This window comes from Lentibacter sp. (genome assembly GCF_965658795.1).
GTDB lineage: Bacteria > Pseudomonadota > Alphaproteobacteria > Rhodobacterales > Rhodobacteraceae > Lentibacter.
The window spans coordinates 1-23,372 of record NZ_CBFHTG010000010.1; the positions used below are offsets into that span (position 1 = coordinate 1).

A 23,372-nucleotide genomic window follows, 5' to 3' on the forward strand; every position below is an offset into this window, starting at 1 on the left:
ACCGCTTGATACTTTTACGAAGCCGTAATCAGCAGAGCCGTTGCCGTTTACAAGACGCTTGTGAGCAGAAAAAGATACGCCGGCGTCTGTTTCAACTGAAGCATCAGCAACAATGCGAACGCTCTGTGTGAAATCTGTGTCTGCATCTTCAACATTGCGCACACCTGCGTATGCAAAGCCTGAGAATGTTACGTCTGCAGCTGCGACTGATGCAGTTGCCACTAGCGCTGTAGTAGCGAAAAGAATCTTTTTCATGATTTTTCCCTCGATTTTCATGTCATAGGCCCAAGCGGGGAATCCGCGTTGGGTATGAAAAGTGTTTCGCTCCAAACAGGGTCTCATTGCAAGCGCGCCGGGGCGGGGCTTTGGAAAGTGGAAAAAGTTGGTGCACAGATGTCACAGTGCAGCGGGGGCCAGAAAGGCGCCCGAAATAGGCCGTATATATATAGCGCTGTCATAAAGGCTTGCTCAGAGCGTGCTGCTTGGGTAGGACGGTGGCGTAATCGAAGAGTGGAACACACCCTATGCCCAGCCGCGCACTCAGGTTTTTTATCATCCTGCTATTAACCACCACGTTAACTGCCTGTGGCGGTGGAAGCGGTCTGTTTGGCCGTGTTGGCCCCGCAGCCACGCAGCAAGATGACACGGGCAGCACTGTGCGGCGCCCCCTGACGCCCAATGTGGGCGACAATGGAGACGGCTCCACCATTTGGGACGCGTTCCGTGGTGGCAAGACAGAAACGCAGGTGCAGGTGAACCGCTACCTCTGGCAGGCTTCGCTGGATGTGTTGAGCTTTATGCCTGTGCAGTCGATTGATCCGTTTACCGGTGTTATCGTCTTTGGCTATGGCAACCCGCCCGGTGGCGGCACGGCGTATCGCGCCACTGTTTACATTGGCGACCCGGCGCTTGATGCGCGCTCGCTCAATGTGGCGCTGGCCAGCCGTCGCGGCCCTGTGGCCGCCGGAACGCAGCGCGCTGTGGAAGATGCTATTCTGAACCGCGCACGCCAGATGCGGATTGCGGACGGCAAGCTTTAAACCAGCTCTTCGACCCATTTGAGCTGCCGTGGCAGGCAAATATTGGTCAGATCGTAGTTGTCTGTGATGAGCTTGCGCGCCGCGCGGCCCAGCTCTGCGCGCTCCTCTGCGTTGTCGAGCAGGCGTGAGACCTCTTCAACCAGCGCATCTTTGTCAAAGAAGTCTACCAAGCGGCCGTTCACGCCGTGTTTGATGGCTTCTTGCACGGGGGCTGTGTTGCTCGCGACAACTGCGCCTTGCACACTCATGGTTTCAAACAGAGACCAGCTTAGCACGAACGGGTAGGTCAGGTAGATGTGCACGCGGCTGACTTTGAGCAGGGATTGAAACTTGCCGTAGGGGATACGCCCGAGAAAGTGGACGCGGGCCCAGTCTTCATCAGATATCTGGCTGCGCACCTCATCAATAAAGATCTGCTTCCATGTCTGGCCCTTGGGCGGGCGGGCACCGTAGCTCACATCATCGCCGCCGACGACGAGCACACGGGCATTGGGGCGCTCTTTGAGCAGGCGCGGCAGAGCGCGCATAAAGATGTGATAGCCGCGATATGGCTCGAGGTTGCGGTTCACAAAGGTTATCAGCTCGTCCTTGCGGGTGAGCGTTTCGCCTGTGTCGAGTGTGAGCGATGCGTTTTCATCGGGGGTTAGCACGTCGGTGTGGATACCGTCGTGGCAGACCGTAATCTTGTTGCGAAATTCGGACGGGAAGGTGTTGGCCTGAAACTCGGTCGGGCTGATTCCCGCATCGGCAATGTCAAAGTGCTCGTGGTTGTTTACGTTTTTGAGGCGCAGGCGCAGCGCTTCTGTCGGTTTGACCTCGGGTTGGAACTCGGGGTCAAAGCCGGTGTGGGGGTAGTCGGCCTGATGGTAGAGCTCGCAATAGATGGCGAGCTTGGCCTTGGGCCACACATCTTTGAGGAAGAGCGACTCGCCCCAGCCGGGGTGCGCGATGATGAGATCGGGCGTAAAGCCCTGCTCGCGCAGCTCTGAGGCCGCATGATAGCAGGCCTCGGCGCGGGTGACTTTCGTATCGAAATCCACCAGCCACGGGTGCACATTCTGGCCTGCGCGCGCTGTGATCTTGTAGGGCAGAACGCGCACGCCGTTCCAGTTGGTGGGTTTTTCCACCCGCAATGTGAGCGCAACAGTGTCATGACCGAGCTTGGCCAGAGCCGGAGCAAGGTGTTTGAACTGGCCCGGGAAGTTCTGATGGATAAAGAGAATTTTCATATGGTCTGCTCAGCATTGTTTGGCTGTGTTTTGACCAGAGACTATGGCATCTGAACGGCAAGAGGCAGGTTTTTTTGGATAAAATGGTCATTTCAAACAGAAATGGCCAGATGTGCGCACATCTGGCCATGCCCTGTTGGACTTTTTTGCCTTCGACGCAACGGGAGGAGGAGTGCCACGTAGAGAGCTTTTAGTTGCGGTGCACTTCAGAGGGAGGAGAAGAAGAAACACCGTTTGTGAGTTAAGATTTGCCGCAATGCAGCGTGACCTCAAGGTAAAAAATGCTGCACCTGCATATTTCCGTAAATTCGTTACACTGCTGCCAAAAATCTCGGCAAATGCTGCATTTGTAAGCGCTGAATTTTTGGGCTGCTGTCCTGCGCAAGGCATTTGAGGATTTAACCTGCGGCGAAAACCCTTTATCACCGCGCTCAACACCACACATCAGCCGAGAGACACGCCATGAGCCGTTATAACGCCGCCGAGATTGAAGCCAAATGGCAAGAGGCATGGGACAAGGCCGGAATTTTCCGTGCCGAGCGCAAGGAAGGGAAGCCCAAGTACTATGTGCTTGAGATGTTTCCTTACCCGTCGGGCAAGTTGCACATGGGACATGTGCGCAACTACACGATGGGCGACGTGATCGCGCGCTACAAGATATCGACGGGCCACAACGTCTTGCATCCGATGGGCTTTGACGCCTTCGGGATGCCTGCCGAAAACGCCGCGATGGCGATTGGCGGACATCCGAAGACATGGACCTACAACAACATCGACGACATGGTCGAGCAAATGAAGCCTCTCGGCCTCAGCCTGGACTGGGACCGTATGTTTGCCACCTGTGACCCCGAGTATTACGGGCAGCAGCAGGCGCTTTTCCTTGATTTTCTGCAAGAGGGCCTCGTCTACCGCAAGAATGCTGTGGTGAACTGGGATCCCGTGGACATGACGGTGCTGGCCAACGAGCAGGTCGAGCAAGGGCGCGGCTGGCGCTCTGGTGCGCTTGTGGAGCGCAAAGAGCTGACGCAGTGGTTCTTCAAGATCTCGGATATGGCAGATGAGCTTTTGGGCGCGCTCGACGGGCTCGACAACTGGCCTGCCAAAGTGAAGCTGATGCAGGCGAACTGGATCGGCAAGAGCCGCGGTTTGCAGTTTGCGTTTGAGCGGGTGGATGGCGGTGAGCCGATTACGGTTTACACAACCCGCCCTGACACGCTGAATGGTGCGTCTTTTGTGGGTATTTCGCCTGATCACCCCATCGCCAAGGCGATGGAGGGCGATGCGGCTGTTGATGCTTTCCTTGCCGAGGCGCGCAAGGGCGGCACGACCGAAGAAGCCATCGAGACCGCCGAGAAGCTGGGCCTTGATACGGGTATCAAGGTGAAGCACCCGCTGACAGGCGAGGAACTTCCTGTCTGGATCGCCAACTTCATTCTCATGGACTACGGCACAGGCGCGATCTTTGGCTGCCCAGCCCATGACCAGCGCGACCTTGATTTCTGCCGTAAGTATGACTTGCCTGTGGTAGATACCTTCTTTGCTCTTGAGGATGACACGCCCGTTGGCAAAACAGCCTTTGTGCCCACAAAGTCCGAGAAAGTGCGTTGGGTAAACCACTTTGCCGGCCTTGATGTGGCCACGGGTGAAGAGGCGATCAACACGACCATCGACTTTATGGAAGCCAAAGGGCTTGGCGAGGGTGTGACCAAGTTCCGCCTGCGCGACTGGGGGCTGAGCCGCCAGCGCTATTGGGGCTGCCCCATTCCTGTGGTGCATTGTGAGGCTTGCGGCGTTGTGCCCGAGAAGAAGGAAAACCTGCCCGTCGTCTTGCCTGACGATGTGACATTTGATGTGCCGGGCAACCCGCTTGACCGCCACCCGACCTGGCGCGATGTGCCTTGCCCCGCATGTGGCAAGCCCGCCAAACGCGAGACCGACACGATGGACACATTTGTGGACAGCTCATGGTATTTTGCGCGCTTCACAGCGCCGCGTGCCGAGACGCCCACAAATATGGAAGATGCGAAATACTGGATGAATGTTGACCAGTATATCGGCGGTGTGGAACACGCGATTTTGCACCTGCTCTATGCGCGCTTCTTTGCGCGGGCGATGCAGATTTGCGGACATTTGCCAGAAAGCGCGAAAGAGCCGTTTGATGCGCTGTTTACGCAAGGCATGGTGACGCATGCAATTTACAAAACCGAGGGCGCAGACGGGCGGCCTGTGTATCACTACCCAGAGGAAGTGACACTGAAGGACGGCAAAGCGCTGTTGGAAGACGGGCGCGAGGCCGATGTTGTGCCCTCCGCCAAGATGTCAAAATCCAAGAACAACGTGGTGAACCCGCTGAACATTATCGAGGGCTACGGCGCCGATACGGCGCGCTGGTTTGTCTTGTCAGACTCGCCCCCCGAGCGCGATGTGGAGTGGACAGCCTCGGGCGCTGAAGCCGCGCATAAGCACCTTGGCCGTGTCTATCGTATTGCCAGCGAGATTGACGCCGCCGCGACAGGCAGCGAGGCCGATGACACAGCGCTTCTGCGCGAGATGCACAAGGCGATCCATGATGTCACGATGGGTGTTGAAAGCTTTGGCTTTAACGCCGCAATTGCGAAGCTCTATGGCTTTACCAACACGCTGGGCAAGTCAAAGGCGGGTGGCGCAGCCAAGCGCGAAGCCGCGCTGGTGCTGGCGCAGCTGATGAGCCCGATGACACCGCATTTGGCAGAAGCCGTGTGGGAGATGCTGGGCGGCGAAGGCCTCTGTGCGCTGGCGCCTTGGCCTGTGGCTGATGCGGCGATGTTGGTGGAGGATGAGGTGGTGATGCCGATCCAGATCAACGGCAAGCGGCGCGCGGAAATCAGCGTACCCAAGGATATGGACAAAGCCGAGGTTGAAAAACTGGCGCTGGCGCATGAAGCTGTCATCAGAACACTGGACGGGGCGACGCCCAAGAAGGTCATTGTTGTGCCAGGGCGGATTGTGAATGTGGTTGCCTAACCGAAGAGCCTTTTTGCTGAGCGCCTTGGCGCTTGGCGGTTGCGGGTTTACGCCAGTTTATGCGCCCCAGAGCGAGGCGCGGGCGCTGCTGGGCACAATCGATGTTGACCCGCCACGTGACCGCGAGGGCTATTTGCTGGTGCGCCACATTGAAGAACGGATGGGGCGCAGCGCCAACCCGACCTATGCGCTCGCCATCTCGATCGAGCTGACAGACGAGCGTATGGCCATCACGGCTGACAACGTTGCGACGCGGTTCAACCTTGTGGGCAAGGCGACCTATGCCTTGCGCGCGGTTGAGGGTGGCAAGGTTGTCAACAGCGGCACTGTGCAGAGCTTTGTAGGCTACTCGACAACGGGCAGCACAGCGGCAACCCAGACCGCCGAGAAAAACGCCACAGAGCGGCTGATGGTTATCTTGGGTGACAAGATCGTTCAGCGGCTGGCTGTCGCGCAGCTTGAGCCTGCGGCATGAAGCTGGCGGGGCGCGAGGCGACGGGATATTTCAAAAAGCCGGATGCATCTCGCACGGGGCTTTTGATTTATGGCAGTGATGCCATGCGCGTGGCGCTCAAGCGGCAAGAGGTGATCAAGGCGCTGATCGGCCCCAAGGGCGACGAAGAGATGCGGCTTGTGCGGATGCCTGCGGGCGACTTGCGCAAAGACCCTGCGGCCCTGCTGGATGCGGTGAAGGCGGTAAGCTTTTTCCCCGGGCCGCGCGTTGCCTTTGTGGAAGATGCCAACGACACGGCGGCACCCGCTATTCTGGCAGCGCTTGAAGACTGGGCCGCAGGCGATGCGCAGATCATTGTGACAGCGGGGCAGCTCAAGGCGACCTCGAAGATACGCAAGGCCTTTGAAGGCCACCGCAACGCTTATGCTGTGGGGATCTATGATGACCCACCCGGGCGCGACGAGATCGAAGCGATGCTGAAAGAGGGCGGGCTGGCGCAGGTGAGCAGCCATGCCATGACCGACCTTACCGCGCTCAGCCGCGAGCTGGGGCCGGGAGACTTTCGCCAGACCGTCGAAAAGCTCTCGCTCTACAAGCACGGCGACACGAGCGAAGTGAGCAGCGCCGATGTCGAGGCCTGCGCGCCGCAGAGCACCGAGGCTGCGCTGGATGATCTGCTCAATATTGTTGCCGAAGCCAAGATGGGCGACATTCACCCGATTATGACCAAGCTCAAGGCGCAAGGCGTCCAGCCTGTGGGGCTGGTGATTGGTGCAACGCGGCACTTTAAAGCGCTTTACGCGGCGGCGAGTGACCCTGCGGGGGCCAGCCAAGGGATTGCACGGCTGCGCCCGCCGATCTTTGGCCCGCGCCGCGACAGGATGCTGAAACAGGCGCAGGGCTGGGGCGCGGCCAAGCTTGAACAAGCGCTGAGCTATCTCATCGAGACCGACCTGCAACTGCGCAGCGCAGGGCAGACCGCACCGCAGATGGCGCTTGTGGAGCGCACGCTCATCCGCCTCGCAGGGCTTGCGGCGCGGCGTTAGCCGCTGGGCGGGTTGCACCCGCCTTCCAGCGCGTTTGGCTCTTGAAGCTTCTTTCAGTTTGATGTCACTTAACCTGTGAACAAGGGAGAGAAGCCATGTATGAAGTTTTCGGAGGTGTTGCGAGCCGTGCGTTTCGGGTGATTTGGTTGCTGGATGAGATGGGCGTAGAGTTTACCCACCATGATCTGAAGCCCGGCAGTGACGAGATGAGGGCTGTGAACCCTTCGGGCAAGGTGCCTGCGCTGAAGGTGGATGGAGAGCTGATCACAGATTCTTCTGCAATCATGACGTTTCTGGCCGATAAGCACGGGCAGTTTACCTACCCCGCTGGCACGATCGAGCGCGCCAAGCAGGATGCATGGTTTCACCAGATTATTGATGAGGTCGATGCTGTCCTTTGGACGGCTGCGCGCCACTCGTTTATCTTGCCAGAGGAACACCGCGTACCGGCTGTGAAAGACTCGCTGAAGTGGGAGTTCGAGCGGAACATCGGCCGTATTGCCGACCGTATGGAAGGCCCGTATTTGCAAGGTGAAGAGATCACCATTGCCGACTTTTTGCTGCTGCATTGCCTCAACTGGGCGACAGGCGCCAAGTTTGAGCACAGCAGCGCAAAGATGGACGAGTATGCCAAGCGTATTCGGGCGCGTGACGGCTTTAAGGCCGCGCGGGGAAGGCTTGCGGCATGAGCGAGATCCGCGCCGAGATCCGCCTGCCCACTGACGAGCTGCGCGATGATTTGCCGTTTTACACCAAGGTGCTCGGGATGCGGCTGGACGAGATTTTTCCAGCCGATGACCCGCGCGTTGCGGTGCTTTCGGGGCATGGTTTGCGCATTCGCATCGAAAAAGGCGCGCGCGAGCCTGCGGGGACGCTCAGGATTCTGACGACAGACCCTGACGGGTTTGCCGATGGCGTGCGGGAGCTGACCGCGCCCAACGGCACGCGTATCGAAATAGCCGAGCTCAACCCGCCCATGGTTATGCCTGAAACCGAGCATATGTTTGATGTGCGCCGCCTGCGGGACTCAGCCCCTTGGGTGATTGGGCGTGCCGGGATGAACTACCGCGACTTGCTGCCCACACGGCTGGGCGGCGCGATTATTGCCAGCCACATCCGTGTGCCCGGTGGCGGCGATGTGCCTGATATGGTGCATTACCACACCGTCGGGTTCCAGCTCATCTTCTGCTACAAGGGCTGGGTTGATGTGCTCTATGAAGACCAAGGCGATATGATGCGCCTGCACGCGGGTGACTGCGTGATCCAGCCGCCCGAAATCCGCCACCGTGTCTGTCATGCTTCGCCTGATATCGAGGTGATCGAAATTGGCGTGCCAGCCGACCATGTGACGACGATTGACCATGACTTTACCCTGCCCAACGGCGTAGGCGACGCGGCGCGTGAATGGCAGGGCCAGCGCTTTGTGCACCATGTGAAAGACGGCGCTGTTTGGCAGCCCTTCCGCGTGCCGGGCTTTACCTGCCGCGACACGGGGATTGCGGCCGGCACCAAGGGTGTGGCGGGTATTCAGGTTGTGCGGTTTGAGGGCGGTGAGCCGCCTGCGACACGCACGGATGCCGACATTCACTTTACCTTCGTGATGGAGGGCACAATGACGCTTCATGCCGAAGGCCAAGAGCCGCGCGCGCTGCAAGCGGGTGATGCTTTTGTGCTGCCACCGCAGATGGCTGCGCGCTATGCGGACTGCTCGGATGAGCTGGAGCTGCTGGAATGCGCGCTCAGGGGCGACTTTGCGAGCGAGATTGTGGCCTAGTTACACTCAATGAATACAGTAAAAGCGGCGGTGCGCTCGGCGATTTCGGTGGGCGCAAGTGTGTTGTCATCCAGACTTAGTGCAGGCGATACGCCATTTTGTGAGAGGAATAGCTTGGCTATTTCTCCACGCACGGCGAAGTTCACATTTTGAGGCATATCTCCGATGGCGTCAGCGAATTTGAGCACGTCGAGCTTGGAAACGATCACGCCGACGACTTCGCCATCGGCACCCACAAGCGGGCCACCAGAGTTGCCTTGCTGCACGGGTGCTGTGATCTGAAGGCGAGTGGCGTCACCGCCCAGCCCCTTGAGCGAGGAGACTGACCCGCGCGTGACATTGAGGCCGCTGAGCGCGCCACCGTAAGGATAGCCGACAACTGTGACATCGGAGTTGAGGCGCGGAGATGTGGCTGAAAAGACGGCGACAGGCTTGGGCTGCTCAAACGTGGTTTGAAGCAGGGCAAGGTCGAACTCGGGCGAGGCGGCGATGCGCTTTGCGGGCGTGCCATCAATGGTGAAGCTGGTGCAACCGTCGATGACATGATCGTTGGTCAGGACGTGCCCTTTTGAGGAAACAACGAAGCCTGTGCCAGAGCTACCGCCTGATTTGGGTGGCTTTGCCGCGGGCTGAGTGGCGTTATTTGGTTGGGTTTTGCTTTCATCGAGCGCGTCAATTGTCTTGAGGATCACGGCTTCGAGCACGCCGTTCTCTGTCACGGTAATGGGGCGGCCATAGCCTGTTGTTATGCTTGAGGAGACAGCATCAAGCAGTGGCTTGTCTTGCCGTGAGGCAGAGAGCATGACGGTAGACCAGCGCCCATTCACGAGATTGGACCGAGTGTAAAGGTAACTGCCATCGGCAAGCTGTGATGTGGAGATGGCAAAATTTGTTTTGCGCACGGTGTAGGGCTTGCCTGATGCGGCGTGGCGCTTCTGGGTAAAGTCGTGAACGTTTTGTGCTATGTGCTGATCAAGCACGCCGACAGAGTAGGATAAGCTGCTGAGACTATGGCGAAAGTTGATGAAGTTATTGGTCGGCTTATCCGAGACAAGCGTTGTTGATGGCCAGAGATAGGACATGCCAAGCAATTCGGAATGATACATCTGCCAGCCGCTTTTCTCGACCTCGTCAAAGAAGGAAAATGCGAGAGCGGCCATGTGCCAAGGCTCAACACCTGTGTCAAAGTTACGTGCCGAATATCCTTGCATGGCGCTTTGGCTGAGCTTGCCCCAGTCACCATCGAATAGGCCTTTGTAGTGGCCCTGAAAAGCGAGTGCCGCTTGAAGGAAACGTTTGTCGTCACGTGTAAGGGTGCCAGGCTGAAACTGCTGGAACAATAACTTATAGTCTTGTGCAGTGCTTGGCTTTGGCAACACAAGCAAGACCAAGACAGACACAGAAAACAGAAGTGAAAAAATGAGTTTCATCATTGAAGGCCCTTACTTGAGCAAGGTTTGCATAGATGGGATATTGTAGGCAAGCATGATGGTATGGTGCATCCAGCTCTTTTGAACGCTTTACCCGTTTGCCTCTCTGCTTATACAAGCGCTGCAATGACAAGCAGCAGTGAGGGACAAAAGATGACTGCACAGACAGAAAATACGCCAGAAGGCGTGGACTATAAGTTTGGTATCGGCCAGGCGCTTGTGGGCGGACAGATGCTTTTTGTGGCATTTGGCGCTTTGGTGCTTGTGCCTATTTTGACTGGGCTTGACCCAAGTGTTGCATTGTTTACCGCAGGGATCGGCACGCTGATCTTCCAGATTGTGACCAAGGGCCAAGTGCCTGTGTTTCTGGCATCGTCTTTTGCCTTTATCGCGCCCATCATTTTTGCCGTTGGCGAATGGGGTCTGCCTGCCACAACGGGCGCTTTGGCCTGCGCGGGCCTGCTTTATGTGGTGCTGAGCTTTGCCATCCGTATCTTTGGATCAGGCTTTTTGACGCGTCTTTTGCCCCCTGTTGTGGTTGGCCCTGTCATCATGGTGATTGGCCTTTCGCTTGCGCCTGTGGCTGTAAACATGGCGACGGGTCTTGCCGGTGATACGCAGATCATGCCGAAGTCATATGCGCTCCTGCTCGCAGCTGTCGCGCTTGGCGCAACCATGCTCACGGCTATTCTGGGCCGCGGGATCATGCGGATTGTGCCGATTATTGTGGGCGTTGTGGCGGGCTATATTGCGGCTGTTATTCTCGGTTTGGCGACAGGCGAGAGCTACATCAACACCGGCGCCATGAAAGACGCGGCCTGGTTTGCTGTGCCGAACTTCGTGACACCGGAATTCCACTGGGCCGCTATCCTGTTTATGCTGCCTGTGGCGATTGCCCCTGCAATCGAGCACTTTGGCGATATCCTGGCGATCAGCAATGTCACAAAGCGTGACTATATGAAGAAGCCCGGCATTCAGAACACCATGCTTGGTGACGGCCTTGCCACAGCGGCGGCCGGCCTTTTGGGCGGCCCACCCAACACGACCTATTCGGAAGTGACGGGCGCTGTGACGCTGACGCGTGCCTTTAACCCTGCCATCATGACATGGGCCGCGATCTTTGCGATTGTGCTCGCCTTTGTTGGCAAAATCGGGGGGGCTTTGGCGAGCATTCCTATGCCTGTTATGGGCGGGATCATGATCCTGCTGTTCGGGATGATCGCTGTTGTCGGGCTGTCTGTATTGGCCAAGCTGGGCGACGCTTTGAGCGAAGCGCGCAACATGGTGATTGTCTCGACGATCCTTGTGATCGGTCTTGGCGGCATGACCCTTCAGCTGGGCGGTGATTTCACGCTGGCAGGTATTGGTCTTGCGGGTGTGGCTGGTCTGATCCTGAATATGATCTTGCCAAACCCAGACAACGTCTGACGCTCGAAGACAGTATCAAGCACATGCGGGCAGCCTTTGGGCTGCCCGTTTCTGTTTAGCTGCGCGCCTGCTTGCGGGCGGCCCTGTAAGACAAAGGCAGCGACAGCAGGTAGAGGCAGTTGGCCACGATCAGCGTGGGCCAAGGGTAAACGATCACACACATCACCAGCAGCATGGCCGCCACAACGGCAAACGGCAGGTGGCTGCGCTTGATTGTGGCGTGTTTGATCGAAAACGTTGGCACTGTGCTCACAGCAAGCAAACCAACACCAATGATGTAGACTGCGCGTACGATGGGCAGATCGGTCTCGCGAAAGCCGTAGAGGTGCATGAACACAGGCATCAGCGCCAAACAGGCCAGCGCGGGCGCGGGCACGCCAACGAAGTGGTCGTCTTGCTTGAGCGTCACCTCGGCGCTGCGCATCGACAGGTTGAAGCGCGCCAGCCTCAGCGCGCAACAGACCGCCAGAACCAGCGTCGCGAGGAAGCCAAGGCTCGCATAGTCGCTGCCGATGTAGAGCGTGTTGTACAGCAGCACGCCGGGCACGATGCCGAAGTTGAAAAAGTCGGCCAGCGTATCAAGCTCGGCGCCAAAGGGGCTGGCGCTGTCAAGAAACCGAGCCAGCTTGCCATCCGCCGCATCCAGAAAGACCGCAAGCAGCACAAAATAGAGCGCCAGCTCGATATGGCCCTCAAGGCTCATCCGCAGGGCAGACATGCCTGCACAGATGGAAAACGCTGTCACCACACTTGGCACAATGTGGCGCAGCTTGATCTCTTTGGGGGCGTTCATATTGCAAATCCAATGCGCTGGCTGTCGGCGTGAAAGAGGGGAATTTCAGCAAAAACGCCTGAGCCTCTTTTGCCTGTCTTGAGCATATTCATGTCTAGGCTTTCAATTCTGATAAAGAGAGGCGGCGCACATTGTGCCGCCTTTGGCTCATAGCACTCCGCAGCGCCTTGTCCCAGTGTGGAGTGGTTTGGTCAAGACAGCAAAGAGAATGGCGACCCCGGCAGGATTCGAACCTGCAACCTGCCCCTTAGGAGGGGGCTGCTCTATCCAGTTGAGCCACGGAGCCACTGGGCTTGTCTTTAACGGCTCCGGGTAGGGCTGTCAGCCCCAAAGGGTTGACGGAGCGCGCGGGGCGCTCCGCCATGTGGTGGCGGTCTTAGAAGTGGCTGCTACCGACAATGCCCCCAACGATTTCGGTCCGGTTTTGCAGCAGGTCAGGCGCAAGGTGCGCGTAGCGCTGTGTCATCTGCACCGAGCTGTGGCCCAGAAGCGTTTGCACCTCATAAAGGCTGACGCCTTGGTTGATGAGCAGGCTTGCGAAGGTGTGGCGCAAATCGTGAATTCGCAGATCGCTGAGCCCAGCCAAATCACGCGCGACAAACCATGACGCGTAAAAGCTCTGGTAGGCCGTGCGCGTGGTTGGGTTGGTGAAGAGAAAATCATCGGCTTCACTCGGCAACATAAGCATATCTGCTTTTTTGCGAACGTCAGACAGAACTTCGAGGGCCGCATTGCTGAGCACAATACGCCGCGAGCGGCCGTTTTTACTGCGCGGCACTGTCCAGATACGCTTCTCGAAGTTGACATCACACCAGCGCGCCAAGCGCGCCTCGCCTTTGCGTGCGCCCGTGAGAAGCAGGAAGCGCACGAAAAGGTAGAGAAACGGATGTTGGTTGGCGCGGCAGGCCGAAAGCAGGCGCTCGATCTCGTCAGCGCTCAGAAAGCGCTGTGTGTGGTCGCCGATAGAGAGGCGCTTGAGATTTTCCTGTTGCGGATTGTGGGCGGGCAGATAGCCCCAATGGCGCGCGAGGCTGAGCATTCTGTTAACCAAGTGTATGTGCTTGTTAACCGTGCTGCGCTGGTAACCGTTAACAACTTGCTCCCGTACCCAGACATCTAGGATGGGGTTGAGCAGCTCATCAAGCTGGTAGCGCCCGAGCTTCTCGCGCAGGTGTTTGTTGTAGATGCTCCAGTCGTGATGGGGTTGTTTTTTGGTGGCTTTGGCATGGGGAAAATACAGGTCATCAAAGAACTGATTTAGCGTCAGCTTGACTCCCGTGCTACTCTTTTCAAGGTCGGGCCCTGTGGGCCTGTTAAAGAACGATATCATCAATGCTCCTTCTGCCGTTTTAAGGGCAGTGCGCGTATTTTATAGGTCATGTCGCTGGAAGAAGTCCTAGCAACGTGGTTGCATACAATATTCCCACTTTACTAATAACGCGCTAACAGTAGTCTTTTCGCTACCACAGCTCTCGTCGCAACTGCTTCAGTTGCCGCAGCTGATGTAACGTTCGGCGGCTACGGTCGTTTTGGTATCGCGTACACAAGCGACGATGGCACAGGCAGCAGCTCAACAGACGTAACTTCACGTCTCCGTCTGAACGTTGACGTTTCAGCAGAATCAGACGCTGGCGTTACATTCGGTGCACGCGCACGCATGCAATCAGCTGAAGGCTCAGCTCTTAACGGCTTCAACGGCATCCGTTTTTACGCAAAAACAGGTGGCCTCGAAGTTGGCGTTGGCAACATCATCGGCGCTCTCGAAGCAATGCCTGGCCAGTACCCAGTAGACATGGGCCTCACAGGCCTTGGCTATGACTACACAGTTTACGGTGTTGGCGGTGCAGACGCGTACTCATCAACAGGTAACGGCGCTTCAGGCTCAAACGGCGTTGAAGTTATGTACTCAGCTGGCGACCTGTCAGCTCACATCTCGGCTTCAGACACAAACAGCCGCGTTGCCCTTTACGGCGCATACGCATTCAGCGGCTGGACAGTTGCTCTTGGTTACCAAGACTCAAACGCAGCAACAGATGTTGAGTACACAGCGACTGTTGGCGGCACAATCGGCCCAGTATCAGTAGGCCTTGCCTATGCTGAAACAAACGCTGGCGTTGACCGTATCGTTCTGTCAGGCGGCATGGACGTAGGCGCAGCAACAAACGTTGAAGCTTACTACGCCGACGAAGATGGCGCAGCTGACGACAGCTTCGGCATCGACTTCAACCACGACCTCGGTGGCGGCACATCGCTCCGCGGTGGTATCGTGCAGCAGTTCGACGGCGAAACATACGCTGACTTCGGTGTACGTTTTAACTTCTAATTTTAGAAGCTGAACATCCACTAAGTTAAGGGCAGGCCTCGCGCCTGCCCTTTTCTTTTGTGCGCACCTGTTGTTATTTGCTGCCAACAAAGGAGCGTCCCATGTCCCTCACCGAAATCAAATCCCGCATCGCCAAAGCCGAGGCCGCCGCCGGGCGCCCCGCTGGCTCCGTCACGCTGATCGCCGTAAGCAAGGTGCAACCCGACGCGCGCGTCGAAGCTGTGCTCAAAGAGGGGCACCGCACCTTTGGGGAAAACCGCGTTCAAGAGGCCGCTGGCAAGTGGCCCGGCTTCCGCGAAAGCTACCCCGATACAGAGGTGCATCTTCTCGGCCCGCTGCAAACCAACAAGGTGCGTCAGGCCTTCGATTTGTGCGAATTTATCCACACACTTGATCGCATGAAATTAGCGACTACCATCGCTCGAATTGCACAGGAAACGGGGCGCTGCCCGGGGCTTTTTGTGCAGGTAAACACAGGTGAAGAGCCCCAAAAAGCGGGCGTACTTCCCGCAGATACAGATGCTTTCATCGCCGAGTGCGCCAAGCTTGACCTCCCCGTCGCAGGCCTCATGTGCATCCCGCCCGTCGATGAAGAGCCCAGCCTACACTTCGCACTCCTCGCGAAAATGGCCGCACGCAACGGGCTCACAGGCCTCTCCATGGGCATGAGCGGCGACTTTGAAAGCGCCATTGCGCTTGGTGCCACCCATGTGCGCGTCGGCTCTGCCATCTTCGGCGCGCGCGCCTACGAGCTTTAAGCCTGCCTGCATCAAGGCATTTGTGGCCATCGCCATGGTTTCCCGCCTCGTTTCAGTGGGCGCGTCCGCCCGGGTTTTGCACTGGCCCAAGTTGCGTGCTTGGGCTTTGGAATTATTTTTCACCCATAAACCCTAAGAACGGGTTAAGCTCCTGTGGTTTTTCGCGAGTCACTCAAGGAGTAGCCCATGCGCCCCATCACAACCCTTATCGCCGCCTTCGCCCTCACCGCGAGCGCCGCCCAGGCCGAGATGTCGCTTAGCTTCAATGGCTGGGGCAACATCCCCTCCTGCACCACAGGCAGGCCCAACACCGTGGGCAACCCCGCCTTCACGCTCAAAGGCGTTCCCGCGGGCACAACCCGCATTCACCTCAGGCTCAAAGATCTTGACGTCCCAAGCTACAACCACGGCGGCGGTAAGGTCAAAATGAGCAGCGACGGAACAATCCCGGCAGGCACCTTCAAATACAAAAGCCCCTGCCCGCCCTCAGGCCGCCACACCTACGAATGGACAGCCACCGCCAAAAAGGGCGGCAAAACCCTCGCCACAGCGAAAGCCGCCAGACAATACCCCTAAAAATCAGGCGCATCTGGCTCTTTCTTTTTGCCTCAAATATCCCGGGGGTAGGATTCAAAAGCCATAGGGCTTTTGAATCTAGGGGGCTGGCCCCCGCCGCCGCGCTTGGGCGCAGCCTAAGCGCCATCCCTCAGCGCACAATCAGCCGCGCGCCATAGGCGACGCGCGCCGCAATCCAGTGCAGATCATCCCGCGCAAAAGCCACACAGCCCTCGGTCGGGTAGCCCGCACGCCGCCACTGATGCAAAAAAATAGCCGAGCCTTTGCCCGCAGTTGCCGATGGCCAGTTCCAATCTGTCACCAGAAACAGGTCATACAGCGGGTCGGCGCGGCGCATTTGCTCGTGGCTGCCCGCATAGGGCGCGCGCACATGGTGGTTGTAAGCCACATCGCCGCTCTCGTCGCTCCAGAGATCGCGCGGCCCGATCGCCCGCGCCCAGCTGCGCGGCTGAACAATGCGATCAGCCCGATAATACATCCCGAGAATACGGTGTTTACCCAAAGGCGTCGCTCCGTCGCCTTCGCGCTTATCGGCCCGAATACCGCCTTTGCCAATCACACAAGGAAATTTACGCCCCATAAAGCGCAGCCCCGTGGGCGTCAGCACAAGGTCGGCCACACTCACAGCAAATGCCCCGATTTGGCCGCCTTCACCTTGAGGTAATCATGGTTATGCGCCGTCTCGCCCACAACAAGCGGCACGCGCTCAACCACAGTCACACCTGTCTTTTCCATCATGTCGATCTTGGCAGGGTTGTTTGTCATCAAACGGGTCGCGCCAAAGCCCAGCTCTTTCAGAATAGCCGAGCCAACCCGAAAATCGCGCTCATCGTCTTCAAAGCCAAGGCGGTGGTTGGCCTCAACCGTGTCAAAGCCCTGATCTTGCAAAGAATAGGCCCGCATCTTGTTGGCAAGCCCGATCCCGCGCCCCTCCTGATTGAGGTAGAGCAAGATACCCGCGCCCTCAGCGCCCATCTGCGCCAAAGCCCCGCGCAGCTGTGGCCCGCAATCACACTTGAGAGAGCCCATCAGATCGCCCGTAAAACAAGCCGAATGCAGCCGCGCCAGCACAGGTTTTGAGCGGTCGGGGCGCCCAATCTCTATGGCATAATGCTCTTCGCTGCCATCCTCGGGGCGAAACACGTGCAGCCGCGTGTTTTCGGCCACCGTAATCGGCACCCGCGCCGCAACGATCTCTTGCAGCTCTGCGCTCACCTCTAGCGCCAAGCGCGCCGCGTCCGCGTCCACCACCGTCAGCTGCTCGGCACGGGCAAGCGCGAGGGGGTCGGCGACCTCGGCCACCAAAGCTGCGGGCAAAAGCCGTGCCACCTTGCACAGCGTCAGCGCAAGGCGGTGCAGGGCCGCGCCACCCGTGCGCACGCTCTCAAGCGGGCCTTTCATAGGGTAGCGCAAGTCATCCTTGGGGTCGGCCACAGCCAGCACCCACCGCATATCAGCGCCCTCAGGCAGCACAATCCGCGCAACATCGCCGTCATAGGCCCGCGCTTTCAGCGTTTCGGCGCGCCGTGCCGTAATCGCCAACACAGGGCCAAGGCCAGCGGCCCGCAATGCGCTCAGGCGTGTCTCATCGGCTGTCTCGGCCGCCATAACAAGCGCCGCACCCTCCGCACTGGTAAACACCACAGGCACGCCAATGCGCAGATCAGCCCGCGCGCGTGCCAAAGTCTCGTTTATGTCCGGGCCAAGTCTCATGCGCTACCTTTACGCAAACAAATTACAGAATTGAAACAAAAACACCGCCCACTACACGAGCGCGTGAAACTTTGCCACAAAACTTGTCACCGCCGTGATCGGCCCTACTTTGAACACAAGCAACACTTGGAGGCCCCCATGGCGCAACTCAGAAAAATACTGCTTGTCGATGATGATGACGACCTGCGCGAAGCGCTCAGCGAACAACTCGTCATGACAGAAGACTTTGACGTGTTTGAAGCCGACAGCGGCGCCACAGCCATGCAAAAGACAAAGGAGGGGCTCTATGATCTCATCATCCTTGATGTCGGCCTCCCCGACACCGACGGCCGCGAGCTCTGCCGCCTCATGCGCAAACAAGGCGTAAAAGCCCCCGTGCTCATGCTCACTGGCCACGACAGCGACGCCGATACAATCCTCGGCCTCGACGCTGGCGCAAATGACTATGTGACAAAGCCGTTCAAGTTCCCCGTGCTTCTGGCCCGTATCCGCGCCCAGCTGCGCCAACACGAGCAGAGCGAGGATGCTGTTTTCACCCTCGGGCCGTATACGTTCAAACCGTCTATGAAAATGTTGCTCACAGAAGACGAGAAAAAAATACGTCTGACGGAAAAAGAGACCAACATTCTCAAGTTTCTCTACCGCTCGACCGACGGTGTGGTGCCGCGTGATGTGCTCTTGCACGAGGTTTGGGGCTACAATGCAGGCGTCACAACCCACACATTGGAAACCCACATCTACAGATTGCGTCAGAAGATAGAACCCGACCCCTCGAATGCGCGCCTGCTCGTGACCGAGTCGGGAGGATATCGCTTGGTATCCTAAGATACCAAGGGGACTTGATCTGCATCAAAGATGCATGCGAAACACGATTATACAAGTTAACTATCCCGTCGCATATGCGGGTCATCATATGCACCTCCCTGTTGGACTTCGGCCGAGCTTCGCGCTCGGCCTTTTTTTTCAAATGGCCACGCCAAAGAGCGTTCCGACAGCCGCGGTCACCGACATTGCCAAAACCCCCCAGAGCACCACACGCAGCACGGCTGGCCGCGTTGGGGCACCACCCACAAAGGCGCCGGCTGCGCCAAGCACAGCCAACGCCAGCACTGTCACCGCCAGAACAATATGGATAATAAAATCCACAGGTGACAAAACCGCCGCCACAAGCGGAATACCCCCAGCAACCGTGAACGTCAGACCCGAGGTCAAAGCCGCCTGCATGGGCCGCGCGCTCAAAGCCTCACTCAGCCCCAGCTCGTCGCGCACATGTGCGCCCAGCGCATCATGATCTGTCAGCTCGTGGGCCACAAGTTGCGCTGTCTCATCGCTCAAACCGCGCGCACGATAAATCGTGGCAAGCTCCTGAATTTCCCTCTCAGGATTGGCCTTGATCAACGCTTTCTCACGCGCAATATCGGCGCGCTCCGTATCAGATTGTGAAGATACTGAGACATATTCACCCGCAGCCATCGACATGGCTCCAGCGGTCAGCCCCGCAAAACCCGCAATCAGAACAGCCCGCGCCGAAGGGTCTGCCGCAGCAACGCCGACAATCAGCGCAGATATCGAGACAATACCATCGTTTGCGCCCAAGACAGCCGCCCTGAGCCAGCCTGTTCGCCCGACAAAATGTGGCTCTTCGGGGTGTGCATGTGAAAGATATTCCAAGGCCAAACTCCAACGTGTGCTGACCCTTTTCTAAGCCTCGGTGCAACGAAGCACAAACGCGGTTTTCGCCCCCTCGGCCATATGCTACCCAGATCGAGGTTTATATCAGGAGCGCAGCCATGTCTTTTACCCTTGCCACTTGGAACATCAACTCCGTGCGCCTGCGCGAGCCAATCGTGCTGAAGCTTCTCCAAGAAGAGGCCCCCGATGTGCTTTGCCTGCAAGAGTGCAAAAGCCCCGTTGATAAGATCCCCCTCGAGGGCTTCCGCGCGCTTGGCTACGAGCACATGGTTGCCCGTGGCCAAAAGGGTTACAACGGCGTCGCGATCCTGAGCAAAATTCCTATGGTCGAAGCAGGTGCCGAAGACTACGCCCAGCTCGGCCACGCCCGCCACATCGCAGGCAAGCTTGAGAACGGCGTGACCATTCACAACTTCTATGTCCCTGCGGGGGGAGATGTCGCCGACCGTGAGGTCAACGAGAAATTCGGCCAGAAGCTCGACTACCTCTCCCAGATGCGCGATGCCTTCCATGCCGAGCGCCCCGAAAAGGCGATCCTTGTGGGCGACTTGAACATCGCGCCCCGCGAAGATGATGTCTGGGATCACAAGAAGCTTCTGAAAGTCGTGAGCCACACGCCCGTCGAGGTCGAAGCCCTCGCCCAGACCCAGGACGCGGGCGCTTGGGTTGATATCACACGTCAGGATATCCCCGAAGGCCTGCTCTATTCGTGGTGGTCCTACCGTGCCAAAGATTGGGACGAAGCCGACAAAGGCCGCCGCCTCGACCATGTCTGGGCCACCCCCGACATCTCAAACGCGGCCCATTCCTCCCGCGTCCTGCGCGCCGCCCGCGGCTGGGAAAAGCCGTCAGACCACGCGCCGGTGTTTGCCACGTTTGATGTTTAGGCGTGTTCAACGGCGGCTGTGAGAGACTTAGCTGCCGTTCGCTAAGCCGTGCATCGCCAGACCGTGGGATCGTGATCTGACGGAATTTCGGCTTGATCCCGTGCAAGGCTAAGACCAAACGTCCCGTTTGGCCTCAAAGCCGACATACAATCACCGCTGATCCCGAACATCGCGCTTTGTCAGCGCTCACGACGCCCCACCCCCTTGCAAGCGAGGCGCGCATCCCTCACATAAAGAGTAACACATATTTCTCCGAAGGAGCCTCCGATGGACCTCAATCTCACACCCGCCGCGCCCGCCGCTGCCGACCTTATCTTTGACGCAACCGAAGCCACCTTCATGAAAGACGTGGTCGAGGCCTCCATGGAAACACCCGTCATCGTCGACTTCTGGGCGCCATGGTGCGGCCCCTGCAAAACCCTCGGCCCCATGCTCGAAGAGGCTGTCACCAAGGCCAAGGGTGCCGTCAAAATGGCCAAGGTCGATGTCGACCAGGAGCAGCGCCTCGCGCAGATGCTCGCCCAGCAGGGCCTGCCCATCCAGTCGATCCCTACAGTTGTCGGCTTCTATCAGGGCCGCCCCGTCGATATGTTCCAGGGCGCAGTGCCCGCCTCCGAGCTGGACGCCTTCGTAAAGCGCGTGGTCGATGCAGCCGGTGGCGACGCGTCGGGCGGGCTTGATGAGGCTGTCGCTGCTGCCGAAGAAATGCTCACCGATGGCGCAGCCGCCGATGCCGCACAAACCTTCGCCGCCATCCTTGAAGAAGAGCCCAACCACGCCGCAGCCTACGGTGGCCTCGTGCGCAGCTACATTGCGCAGGGTGACCTCTCAGGGGCCGAAGCCACGCTCAACGGCGCCCCCGCCGAAATCAGCGCAGCACCCGAGCTTGAGGCCGCACATGCCCAGCTCGAGCTGGCCAAGCAAGCAGCCAATGCTGGCCCCGTGGCCGAGCTTCAGGCCGCCTCCGAGGCAAACCCCGATGACCACCAGGCGCGCTTTGACTACGCCAATGCCCTGCAAGCAGCAGGCGAGGTTGAAGAGGCCGTGGCCCAGCTTCTCGAGCTTTTCCGCCGCGACCGCGAGTGGAACGATGGCGCAGCCAAGGCACAGCTCTTCACACTGTTTGATGCCCTTCCCCCCCAAGACCCGATCGCGCTGGCAGGCCGCCGCAAGCTCGGCTCCATGATCCTGATCTGAGGCACATTATGCGCAAGTTCAAAGACCTTCCCAGCGTCATTCCGGTCTTCCCGCTTCCGGGTGCGCTGCTCTTGCCGCGCTCCAACATGCCGCTGCATATCTTTGAGCCGCGCTATCTCACCATGCTTGATGACGCGCTCAAAACACCCGAGCGCCTCATTGGCATGGTTCAGCCCGATACAGGCCCCCACAGCGCCGATAACGCCCTCATGACAATCGGCTCCGCAGGCCGCATCACCCAGTTCAACGAAACCGACGATGGCCGCTACATGATCACCCTTACAGGTGTCTCGCGGTTCAGAATTACCTCTCAGGTAGAAGGCTTCGCGCCCTACCGCCGCGCCGAAGTCAGCTGGGAGGGGTTTGCCGCCGATATGGGCCCCGAAGAGCACGACCCGGCCTTTGACCGCAGCAAGTTTCTGGCGCTTCTGGGCCGGTACTTCAGCTCGAAAAGCCTCAACACCGACTGGGACACACTGGAAGACGCCGACGACGAGCTGCTCATCAACTCGCTCTCGATGCTGCTCGACTTTGCCCCCGAAGACAAACAGGCGCTCCTTGAGGCGCCCTCTCTCTCCACCCGTCGCGAAACCCTCGTGACCCTGATCGAATTCGCCCTGCACAGCGGCGGCGATGGCGAGGATATACTCCAATGAGTGACACACCTACATTTGACCGCCACATGCTTGAAGCGCTCGTCTGCCCCGTGGGCCAAGGGCGGCTGGAATACGATGCCGAAGCGCAAGAGCTGATCAGCAAATCAGCCAACCTCGCCTACCCCATCCGCGATGGCATCCCCGTTATGCTCTTTGACGAAGCCCGCAAGCTGGAAGACTAAGAGCAACAAAGCCGCGCACAGCAAGCACCCGCCGCCCTACTTAAAGGGCCGCCAAGCCCCGCCAAAGCTGAAGTGCCGCTTGGCTGCGCGGCCAAACTCGGGCGCTTGGCGCAGCTCTTTGGCCACCTCGCCTGCAATCGCGCGGCGCAGCTTGCGCGGAGCCGATTTATACTGCACCGAAAGCGCCTGCATCAGCCGCTCCCGTGTCAGCTCGGTGTGTACGCCAGCTCTCTGATAGGCCTCAAACACGCCCGCAACGGCCTCCGCGCCCTCAAGCTCGACAAGCGCAGTCACATAAGCGCCCACGTAAGGCAGCTGGCCCTCGATCGCCTCATCAAGCCCTGTTTTTACAAGCGCACCAAGGGCCGCATCCTGCGAAAGCCCCGCCAGCAAAACGCGGATGGGCATCAAAGCTTCATCTCCCGTTTCCAGCGCGGCCCCCAGACCGTCAATCTTGGGCAACCGCAGCGCCCTGAGCGCCGCATAGGGCGCGCGGTCAAGCTCGCGCAGCGCAATATCACGGATCGCCGGATGCGTGTCATTCACCCGTTTTGCAAAGAATTCGAGCCTGTCCTGCTCATCGCCCAACAGCCAGACAGATTGCTTTTCAGCCACCTGCTCAACAAGGCGGCGGTAGCCTGCATCCAGCACCACAATCTCAAGCCAAGGCCCGTAAGAGCCATCGCGCGCCAAAAGCACAGTGGCCTCGGGCTGGCCCGCAAGCGCACGACGCACCGCATCTGACACCTCAATCGGCACATCGCCAACATCAGGGCCAAGCAAGGTCTCCAAAGCGGTGTAGCCACGTGGCCCAGCGCCAGAGGGGCGCGCAACAACCACCTGCTCGGTGCCGAGAAACAGGTCAACAAATGTCGGGTTGGGCGTATAGCCGTGAAAGGCGCAAGCCGCCGCGCTCTGCACGCCGCCCAGCCAAAGGGCTGCGCTCAACACCACGCCCAGACCTCTGCTTGCCGTCTTCATGCTTCGCCTCGCTCTCTGCCAGTGCCGCCATTTCACAGCCCAATATATGCCGCACAGAGCCCGCGCGCTATGGGCAACCCACCATGTTACAAATCTTCGCTTAAAGCCTGCCGACACCACCGCGCGCTGCCTTAACACTGGCCCGAAGCCACCAAAACCTGTTCAGCCGGTGCACAGGTGGTGCACGCTTTGTGCACGGGTTTCACCCCC

General features: G+C 58.6%; 24 protein-coding genes, 1 tRNA gene and 1 pseudogene. 16 read left to right on the plus strand and 10 right to left on the minus strand.

Features of this window, described 5'->3' with window-relative positions:
- On the minus strand, positions 1 to 255 hold a 255-nt coding region (locus ACTG3X_RS08695), incomplete at its 3' end, for a porin (protein WP_439110863.1).
- Between the two features lie 269 nt (positions 256 to 524).
- Between ACTG3X_RS08695 and ACTG3X_RS08700 the strand changes: the two genes are divergently transcribed.
- The gene (locus tag ACTG3X_RS08700; protein ID WP_439110864.1) at positions 525 to 1,040 is read left to right on the plus strand and encodes a DUF3576 domain-containing protein; all 516 of its coding nucleotides are present in this window, start codon (positions 525 to 527) and stop codon (positions 1,038 to 1,040) included.
- On the opposite strand, the gene ACTG3X_RS08705 is transcribed toward ACTG3X_RS08700, so the two are convergent.
- Entirely contained in the window at positions 1,037 to 2,269 is a 1,233-nt protein-coding gene (locus ACTG3X_RS08705; protein ID WP_439110865.1) for a glycosyltransferase family 4 protein, read from the minus strand. The genes ACTG3X_RS08700 and ACTG3X_RS08705 overlap by 4 nt on opposite strands.
- A 256-nt stretch (positions 2,270 to 2,525) precedes the next feature.
- On the opposite strand from ACTG3X_RS08705, the gene ACTG3X_RS08710 reads away from it, so the two are divergent.
- The 6 genes from ACTG3X_RS08710 (at position 2,526) to ACTG3X_RS08735 (ending at position 8,546) form a co-directional block, all read left to right on the plus strand.
- Entirely contained in the window at positions 2,526 to 2,663 is a 138-nt protein-coding gene (locus tag ACTG3X_RS08710) for a hypothetical protein (RefSeq protein WP_439110866.1), read from the plus strand.
- A gap of 68 nt (positions 2,664 to 2,731) precedes the next feature.
- Complete coding sequence (gene leuS / locus ACTG3X_RS08715; RefSeq protein ID WP_439110867.1) at positions 2,732 to 5,272, plus strand: leucine--tRNA ligase; 2,541 nt, start codon at positions 2,732 to 2,734, stop codon at positions 5,270 to 5,272.
- Positions 5,259 to 5,747 carry an LPS assembly lipoprotein LptE gene (lptE, locus tag ACTG3X_RS08720; protein WP_439110868.1) on the plus strand — a complete coding sequence of 163 codons (489 nt, stop codon included), beginning with the start codon at positions 5,259 to 5,261 and terminating at the stop codon, positions 5,745 to 5,747. The genes leuS and lptE overlap by 14 nt, the downstream gene beginning before the upstream one ends.
- Positions 5,744 to 6,772 carry a DNA polymerase III subunit delta gene (holA, locus tag ACTG3X_RS08725; protein ID WP_439110869.1) on the plus strand — a complete coding sequence of 343 codons (1,029 nt, stop codon included), beginning with the start codon at positions 5,744 to 5,746 and terminating at the stop codon, positions 6,770 to 6,772. Before lptE ends, holA begins: the two co-directional genes overlap by 4 nt.
- A gap of 95 nt (positions 6,773 to 6,867) precedes the next feature.
- Positions 6,868 to 7,461, plus strand: coding sequence for a glutathione S-transferase family protein (locus tag ACTG3X_RS08730; protein WP_439110870.1), 594 nt, complete (start codon positions 6,868 to 6,870; stop codon positions 7,459 to 7,461).
- The gene (locus tag ACTG3X_RS08735) at positions 7,458 to 8,546 is read left to right on the plus strand and encodes a cupin domain-containing protein (protein ID WP_439110871.1); all 1,089 of its coding nucleotides are present in this window, start codon (positions 7,458 to 7,460) and stop codon (positions 8,544 to 8,546) included. The genes ACTG3X_RS08730 and ACTG3X_RS08735 overlap by 4 nt, the downstream gene beginning before the upstream one ends.
- Here ACTG3X_RS08735 and ACTG3X_RS08740 read toward each other — a convergent pair.
- Complete coding sequence (locus ACTG3X_RS08740; protein ID WP_439110872.1) at positions 8,543 to 9,976, minus strand: S1C family serine protease; 1,434 nt, start codon at positions 9,974 to 9,976, stop codon at positions 8,543 to 8,545. The genes ACTG3X_RS08735 and ACTG3X_RS08740 overlap by 4 nt on opposite strands.
- Positions 9,977 to 10,129: 153 nt before the next feature.
- Here ACTG3X_RS08740 and ACTG3X_RS08745 point away from each other — a divergent pair, with 153 nt between their 5' ends.
- Positions 10,130 to 11,404 (plus strand): uracil-xanthine permease family protein, encoded by a 1,275-nt coding sequence (locus tag ACTG3X_RS08745; protein WP_439110873.1) that lies wholly within the window; start codon positions 10,130 to 10,132, stop codon positions 11,402 to 11,404.
- A gap of 55 nt (positions 11,405 to 11,459) precedes the next feature.
- Here the strand turns inward: ACTG3X_RS08745 and ACTG3X_RS08750 are convergent, their stop codons facing one another.
- From ACTG3X_RS08750 to ACTG3X_RS08760, 3 genes are all read right to left on the minus strand, one after another.
- Positions 11,460 to 12,197 carry a CDP-alcohol phosphatidyltransferase family protein gene (locus tag ACTG3X_RS08750; protein WP_439110874.1) on the minus strand — a complete coding sequence of 246 codons (738 nt, stop codon included), beginning with the start codon at positions 12,195 to 12,197 and terminating at the stop codon, positions 11,460 to 11,462.
- 209 nt (positions 12,198 to 12,406) lie between these two features.
- Positions 12,407 to 12,483, minus strand: a tRNA-Arg gene (locus ACTG3X_RS08755).
- Positions 12,484 to 12,573: 90 nt separating this feature from the next.
- Positions 12,574 to 13,527 carry a tyrosine-type recombinase/integrase gene (locus tag ACTG3X_RS08760; RefSeq protein ID WP_439110875.1) on the minus strand — a complete coding sequence of 318 codons (954 nt, stop codon included), beginning with the start codon at positions 13,525 to 13,527 and terminating at the stop codon, positions 12,574 to 12,576.
- A 141-nt stretch (positions 13,528 to 13,668) separates the two neighbouring features.
- Here ACTG3X_RS08760 and ACTG3X_RS08765 point away from each other — a divergent pair.
- The 3 genes and pseudogenes from ACTG3X_RS08765 to ACTG3X_RS08775 all read left to right on the plus strand — a co-directional run.
- A pseudogene (locus ACTG3X_RS08765) lies at positions 13,669 to 14,520 on the plus strand (porin); the annotation flags it as partial.
- Between the two features lie 101 nt (positions 14,521 to 14,621).
- Positions 14,622 to 15,278, plus strand: a complete 657-nt coding sequence (locus ACTG3X_RS08770; RefSeq protein WP_439110876.1) for a YggS family pyridoxal phosphate-dependent enzyme — start codon at positions 14,622 to 14,624, stop codon at positions 15,276 to 15,278.
- A gap of 186 nt (positions 15,279 to 15,464) precedes the next feature.
- Positions 15,465 to 15,854, plus strand: coding sequence for a hypothetical protein (locus tag ACTG3X_RS08775; RefSeq protein WP_439110877.1), 390 nt, complete (start codon positions 15,465 to 15,467; stop codon positions 15,852 to 15,854).
- 130 nt (positions 15,855 to 15,984) lie between these two features.
- Here ACTG3X_RS08775 and ACTG3X_RS08780 read toward each other — a convergent pair whose 3' ends face one another.
- The gene (locus ACTG3X_RS08780) at positions 15,985 to 16,479 is read right to left on the minus strand and encodes a L,D-transpeptidase family protein (protein WP_439110878.1); all 495 of its coding nucleotides are present in this window, start codon (positions 16,477 to 16,479) and stop codon (positions 15,985 to 15,987) included.
- The gene (ribA, locus tag ACTG3X_RS08785; RefSeq protein WP_439110879.1) at positions 16,476 to 17,567 is read right to left on the minus strand and encodes a GTP cyclohydrolase II; all 1,092 of its coding nucleotides are present in this window, start codon (positions 17,565 to 17,567) and stop codon (positions 16,476 to 16,478) included. The genes ACTG3X_RS08780 and ribA overlap by 4 nt, the downstream gene beginning before the upstream one ends.
- Before the next feature lie 138 nt (positions 17,568 to 17,705).
- On the opposite strand from ribA, the gene ACTG3X_RS08790 reads away from it, so the two are divergent.
- On the plus strand, positions 17,706 to 18,392 hold the full coding sequence (locus tag ACTG3X_RS08790; protein ID WP_439110880.1) for a response regulator transcription factor: 687 nt from the start codon (positions 17,706 to 17,708) through the stop codon (positions 18,390 to 18,392).
- A gap of 138 nt (positions 18,393 to 18,530) precedes the next feature.
- Here ACTG3X_RS08790 and ACTG3X_RS08795 read toward each other — a convergent pair whose 3' ends face one another.
- A complete protein-coding gene (locus ACTG3X_RS08795; protein ID WP_439110881.1) occupies positions 18,531 to 19,244 on the minus strand; it encodes a VIT1/CCC1 transporter family protein in 714 nt (237 codons plus the stop codon).
- A gap of 113 nt (positions 19,245 to 19,357) precedes the next feature.
- On the opposite strand from ACTG3X_RS08795, the gene ACTG3X_RS08800 reads away from it, so the two are divergent.
- From ACTG3X_RS08800 to ACTG3X_RS08815, 4 genes are all read left to right on the plus strand, one after another.
- Positions 19,358 to 20,146 (plus strand): exodeoxyribonuclease III, encoded by a 789-nt coding sequence (locus tag ACTG3X_RS08800; RefSeq protein ID WP_439110882.1) that lies wholly within the window; start codon positions 19,358 to 19,360, stop codon positions 20,144 to 20,146.
- Positions 20,147 to 20,413: 267 nt separating this feature from the next.
- Complete coding sequence (locus ACTG3X_RS08805) at positions 20,414 to 21,343, plus strand: tetratricopeptide repeat protein (RefSeq protein ID WP_439110883.1); 930 nt, start codon at positions 20,414 to 20,416, stop codon at positions 21,341 to 21,343.
- A gap of 8 nt (positions 21,344 to 21,351) precedes the next feature.
- Positions 21,352 to 21,999 carry an LON peptidase substrate-binding domain-containing protein gene (locus tag ACTG3X_RS08810; RefSeq protein ID WP_439110884.1) on the plus strand — a complete coding sequence of 216 codons (648 nt, stop codon included), beginning with the start codon at positions 21,352 to 21,354 and terminating at the stop codon, positions 21,997 to 21,999.
- Complete coding sequence (locus ACTG3X_RS08815) at positions 21,996 to 22,181, plus strand: Trm112 family protein (RefSeq protein ID WP_439110885.1); 186 nt, start codon at positions 21,996 to 21,998, stop codon at positions 22,179 to 22,181. Before ACTG3X_RS08810 ends, ACTG3X_RS08815 begins: the two co-directional genes overlap by 4 nt.
- Before the next feature lie 36 nt (positions 22,182 to 22,217).
- Here ACTG3X_RS08815 and ACTG3X_RS08820 read toward each other — a convergent pair whose 3' ends face one another.
- Positions 22,218 to 23,162, minus strand: a complete 945-nt coding sequence (locus ACTG3X_RS08820) for a hypothetical protein (protein WP_439110886.1) — start codon at positions 23,160 to 23,162, stop codon at positions 22,218 to 22,220.
- Positions 23,163 to 23,372: the final 210 nt, after the last annotated feature.

What these genes read in the sequence shown, in the direction of transcription:
- ACTG3X_RS08700 (WP_439110864.1), top strand. Translation starts at nt 525, where the DNA reads ATGCCCAGCCGCGCACTCAGGTTTTTTATCATCCTGCTATTAACCACC.
- ACTG3X_RS08705 (WP_439110865.1), bottom strand. Translation starts at nt 2,269, where the DNA reads ATGAAAATTCTCTTTATCCATCAGAACTTCCCGGGCCAGTTCAAACAC.
- ACTG3X_RS08710 (WP_439110866.1), top strand. Translation starts at nt 2,526, where the DNA reads ATGCAGCGTGACCTCAAGGTAAAAAATGCTGCACCTGCATATTTCCGT.
- leuS (WP_439110867.1), top strand. Translation starts at nt 2,732, where the DNA reads ATGAGCCGTTATAACGCCGCCGAGATTGAAGCCAAATGGCAAGAGGCA.
- lptE (WP_439110868.1), top strand. Translation starts at nt 5,259, where the DNA reads ATGTGGTTGCCTAACCGAAGAGCCTTTTTGCTGAGCGCCTTGGCGCTT.
- holA (WP_439110869.1), top strand. Translation starts at nt 5,744, where the DNA reads ATGAAGCTGGCGGGGCGCGAGGCGACGGGATATTTCAAAAAGCCGGAT.
- ACTG3X_RS08730 (WP_439110870.1), top strand. Translation starts at nt 6,868, where the DNA reads ATGTATGAAGTTTTCGGAGGTGTTGCGAGCCGTGCGTTTCGGGTGATT.
- ACTG3X_RS08735 (WP_439110871.1), top strand. Translation starts at nt 7,458, where the DNA reads ATGAGCGAGATCCGCGCCGAGATCCGCCTGCCCACTGACGAGCTGCGC.
- ACTG3X_RS08740 (WP_439110872.1), bottom strand. Translation starts at nt 9,976, where the DNA reads ATGAAACTCATTTTTTCACTTCTGTTTTCTGTGTCTGTCTTGGTCTTG.
- ACTG3X_RS08745 (WP_439110873.1), top strand. Translation starts at nt 10,130, where the DNA reads ATGACTGCACAGACAGAAAATACGCCAGAAGGCGTGGACTATAAGTTT.
- ACTG3X_RS08750 (WP_439110874.1), bottom strand. Translation starts at nt 12,197, where the DNA reads ATGAACGCCCCCAAAGAGATCAAGCTGCGCCACATTGTGCCAAGTGTG.
- ACTG3X_RS08760 (WP_439110875.1), bottom strand. Translation starts at nt 13,527, where the DNA reads ATGATATCGTTCTTTAACAGGCCCACAGGGCCCGACCTTGAAAAGAGT.
- ACTG3X_RS08770 (WP_439110876.1), top strand. Translation starts at nt 14,622, where the DNA reads ATGTCCCTCACCGAAATCAAATCCCGCATCGCCAAAGCCGAGGCCGCC.
- ACTG3X_RS08775 (WP_439110877.1), top strand. Translation starts at nt 15,465, where the DNA reads ATGCGCCCCATCACAACCCTTATCGCCGCCTTCGCCCTCACCGCGAGC.
- ribA (WP_439110879.1), bottom strand. Translation starts at nt 17,567, where the DNA reads ATGAGACTTGGCCCGGACATAAACGAGACTTTGGCACGCGCGCGGGCT.
- ACTG3X_RS08790 (WP_439110880.1), top strand. Translation starts at nt 17,706, where the DNA reads ATGGCGCAACTCAGAAAAATACTGCTTGTCGATGATGATGACGACCTG.
- ACTG3X_RS08800 (WP_439110882.1), top strand. Translation starts at nt 19,358, where the DNA reads ATGTCTTTTACCCTTGCCACTTGGAACATCAACTCCGTGCGCCTGCGC.
- ACTG3X_RS08805 (WP_439110883.1), top strand. Translation starts at nt 20,414, where the DNA reads ATGGACCTCAATCTCACACCCGCCGCGCCCGCCGCTGCCGACCTTATC.
- ACTG3X_RS08810 (WP_439110884.1), top strand. Translation starts at nt 21,352, where the DNA reads ATGCGCAAGTTCAAAGACCTTCCCAGCGTCATTCCGGTCTTCCCGCTT.
- ACTG3X_RS08815 (WP_439110885.1), top strand. Translation starts at nt 21,996, where the DNA reads ATGAGTGACACACCTACATTTGACCGCCACATGCTTGAAGCGCTCGTC.
- ACTG3X_RS08820 (WP_439110886.1), bottom strand. Translation starts at nt 23,162, where the DNA reads ATGAAGACGGCAAGCAGAGGTCTGGGCGTGGTGTTGAGCGCAGCCCTT.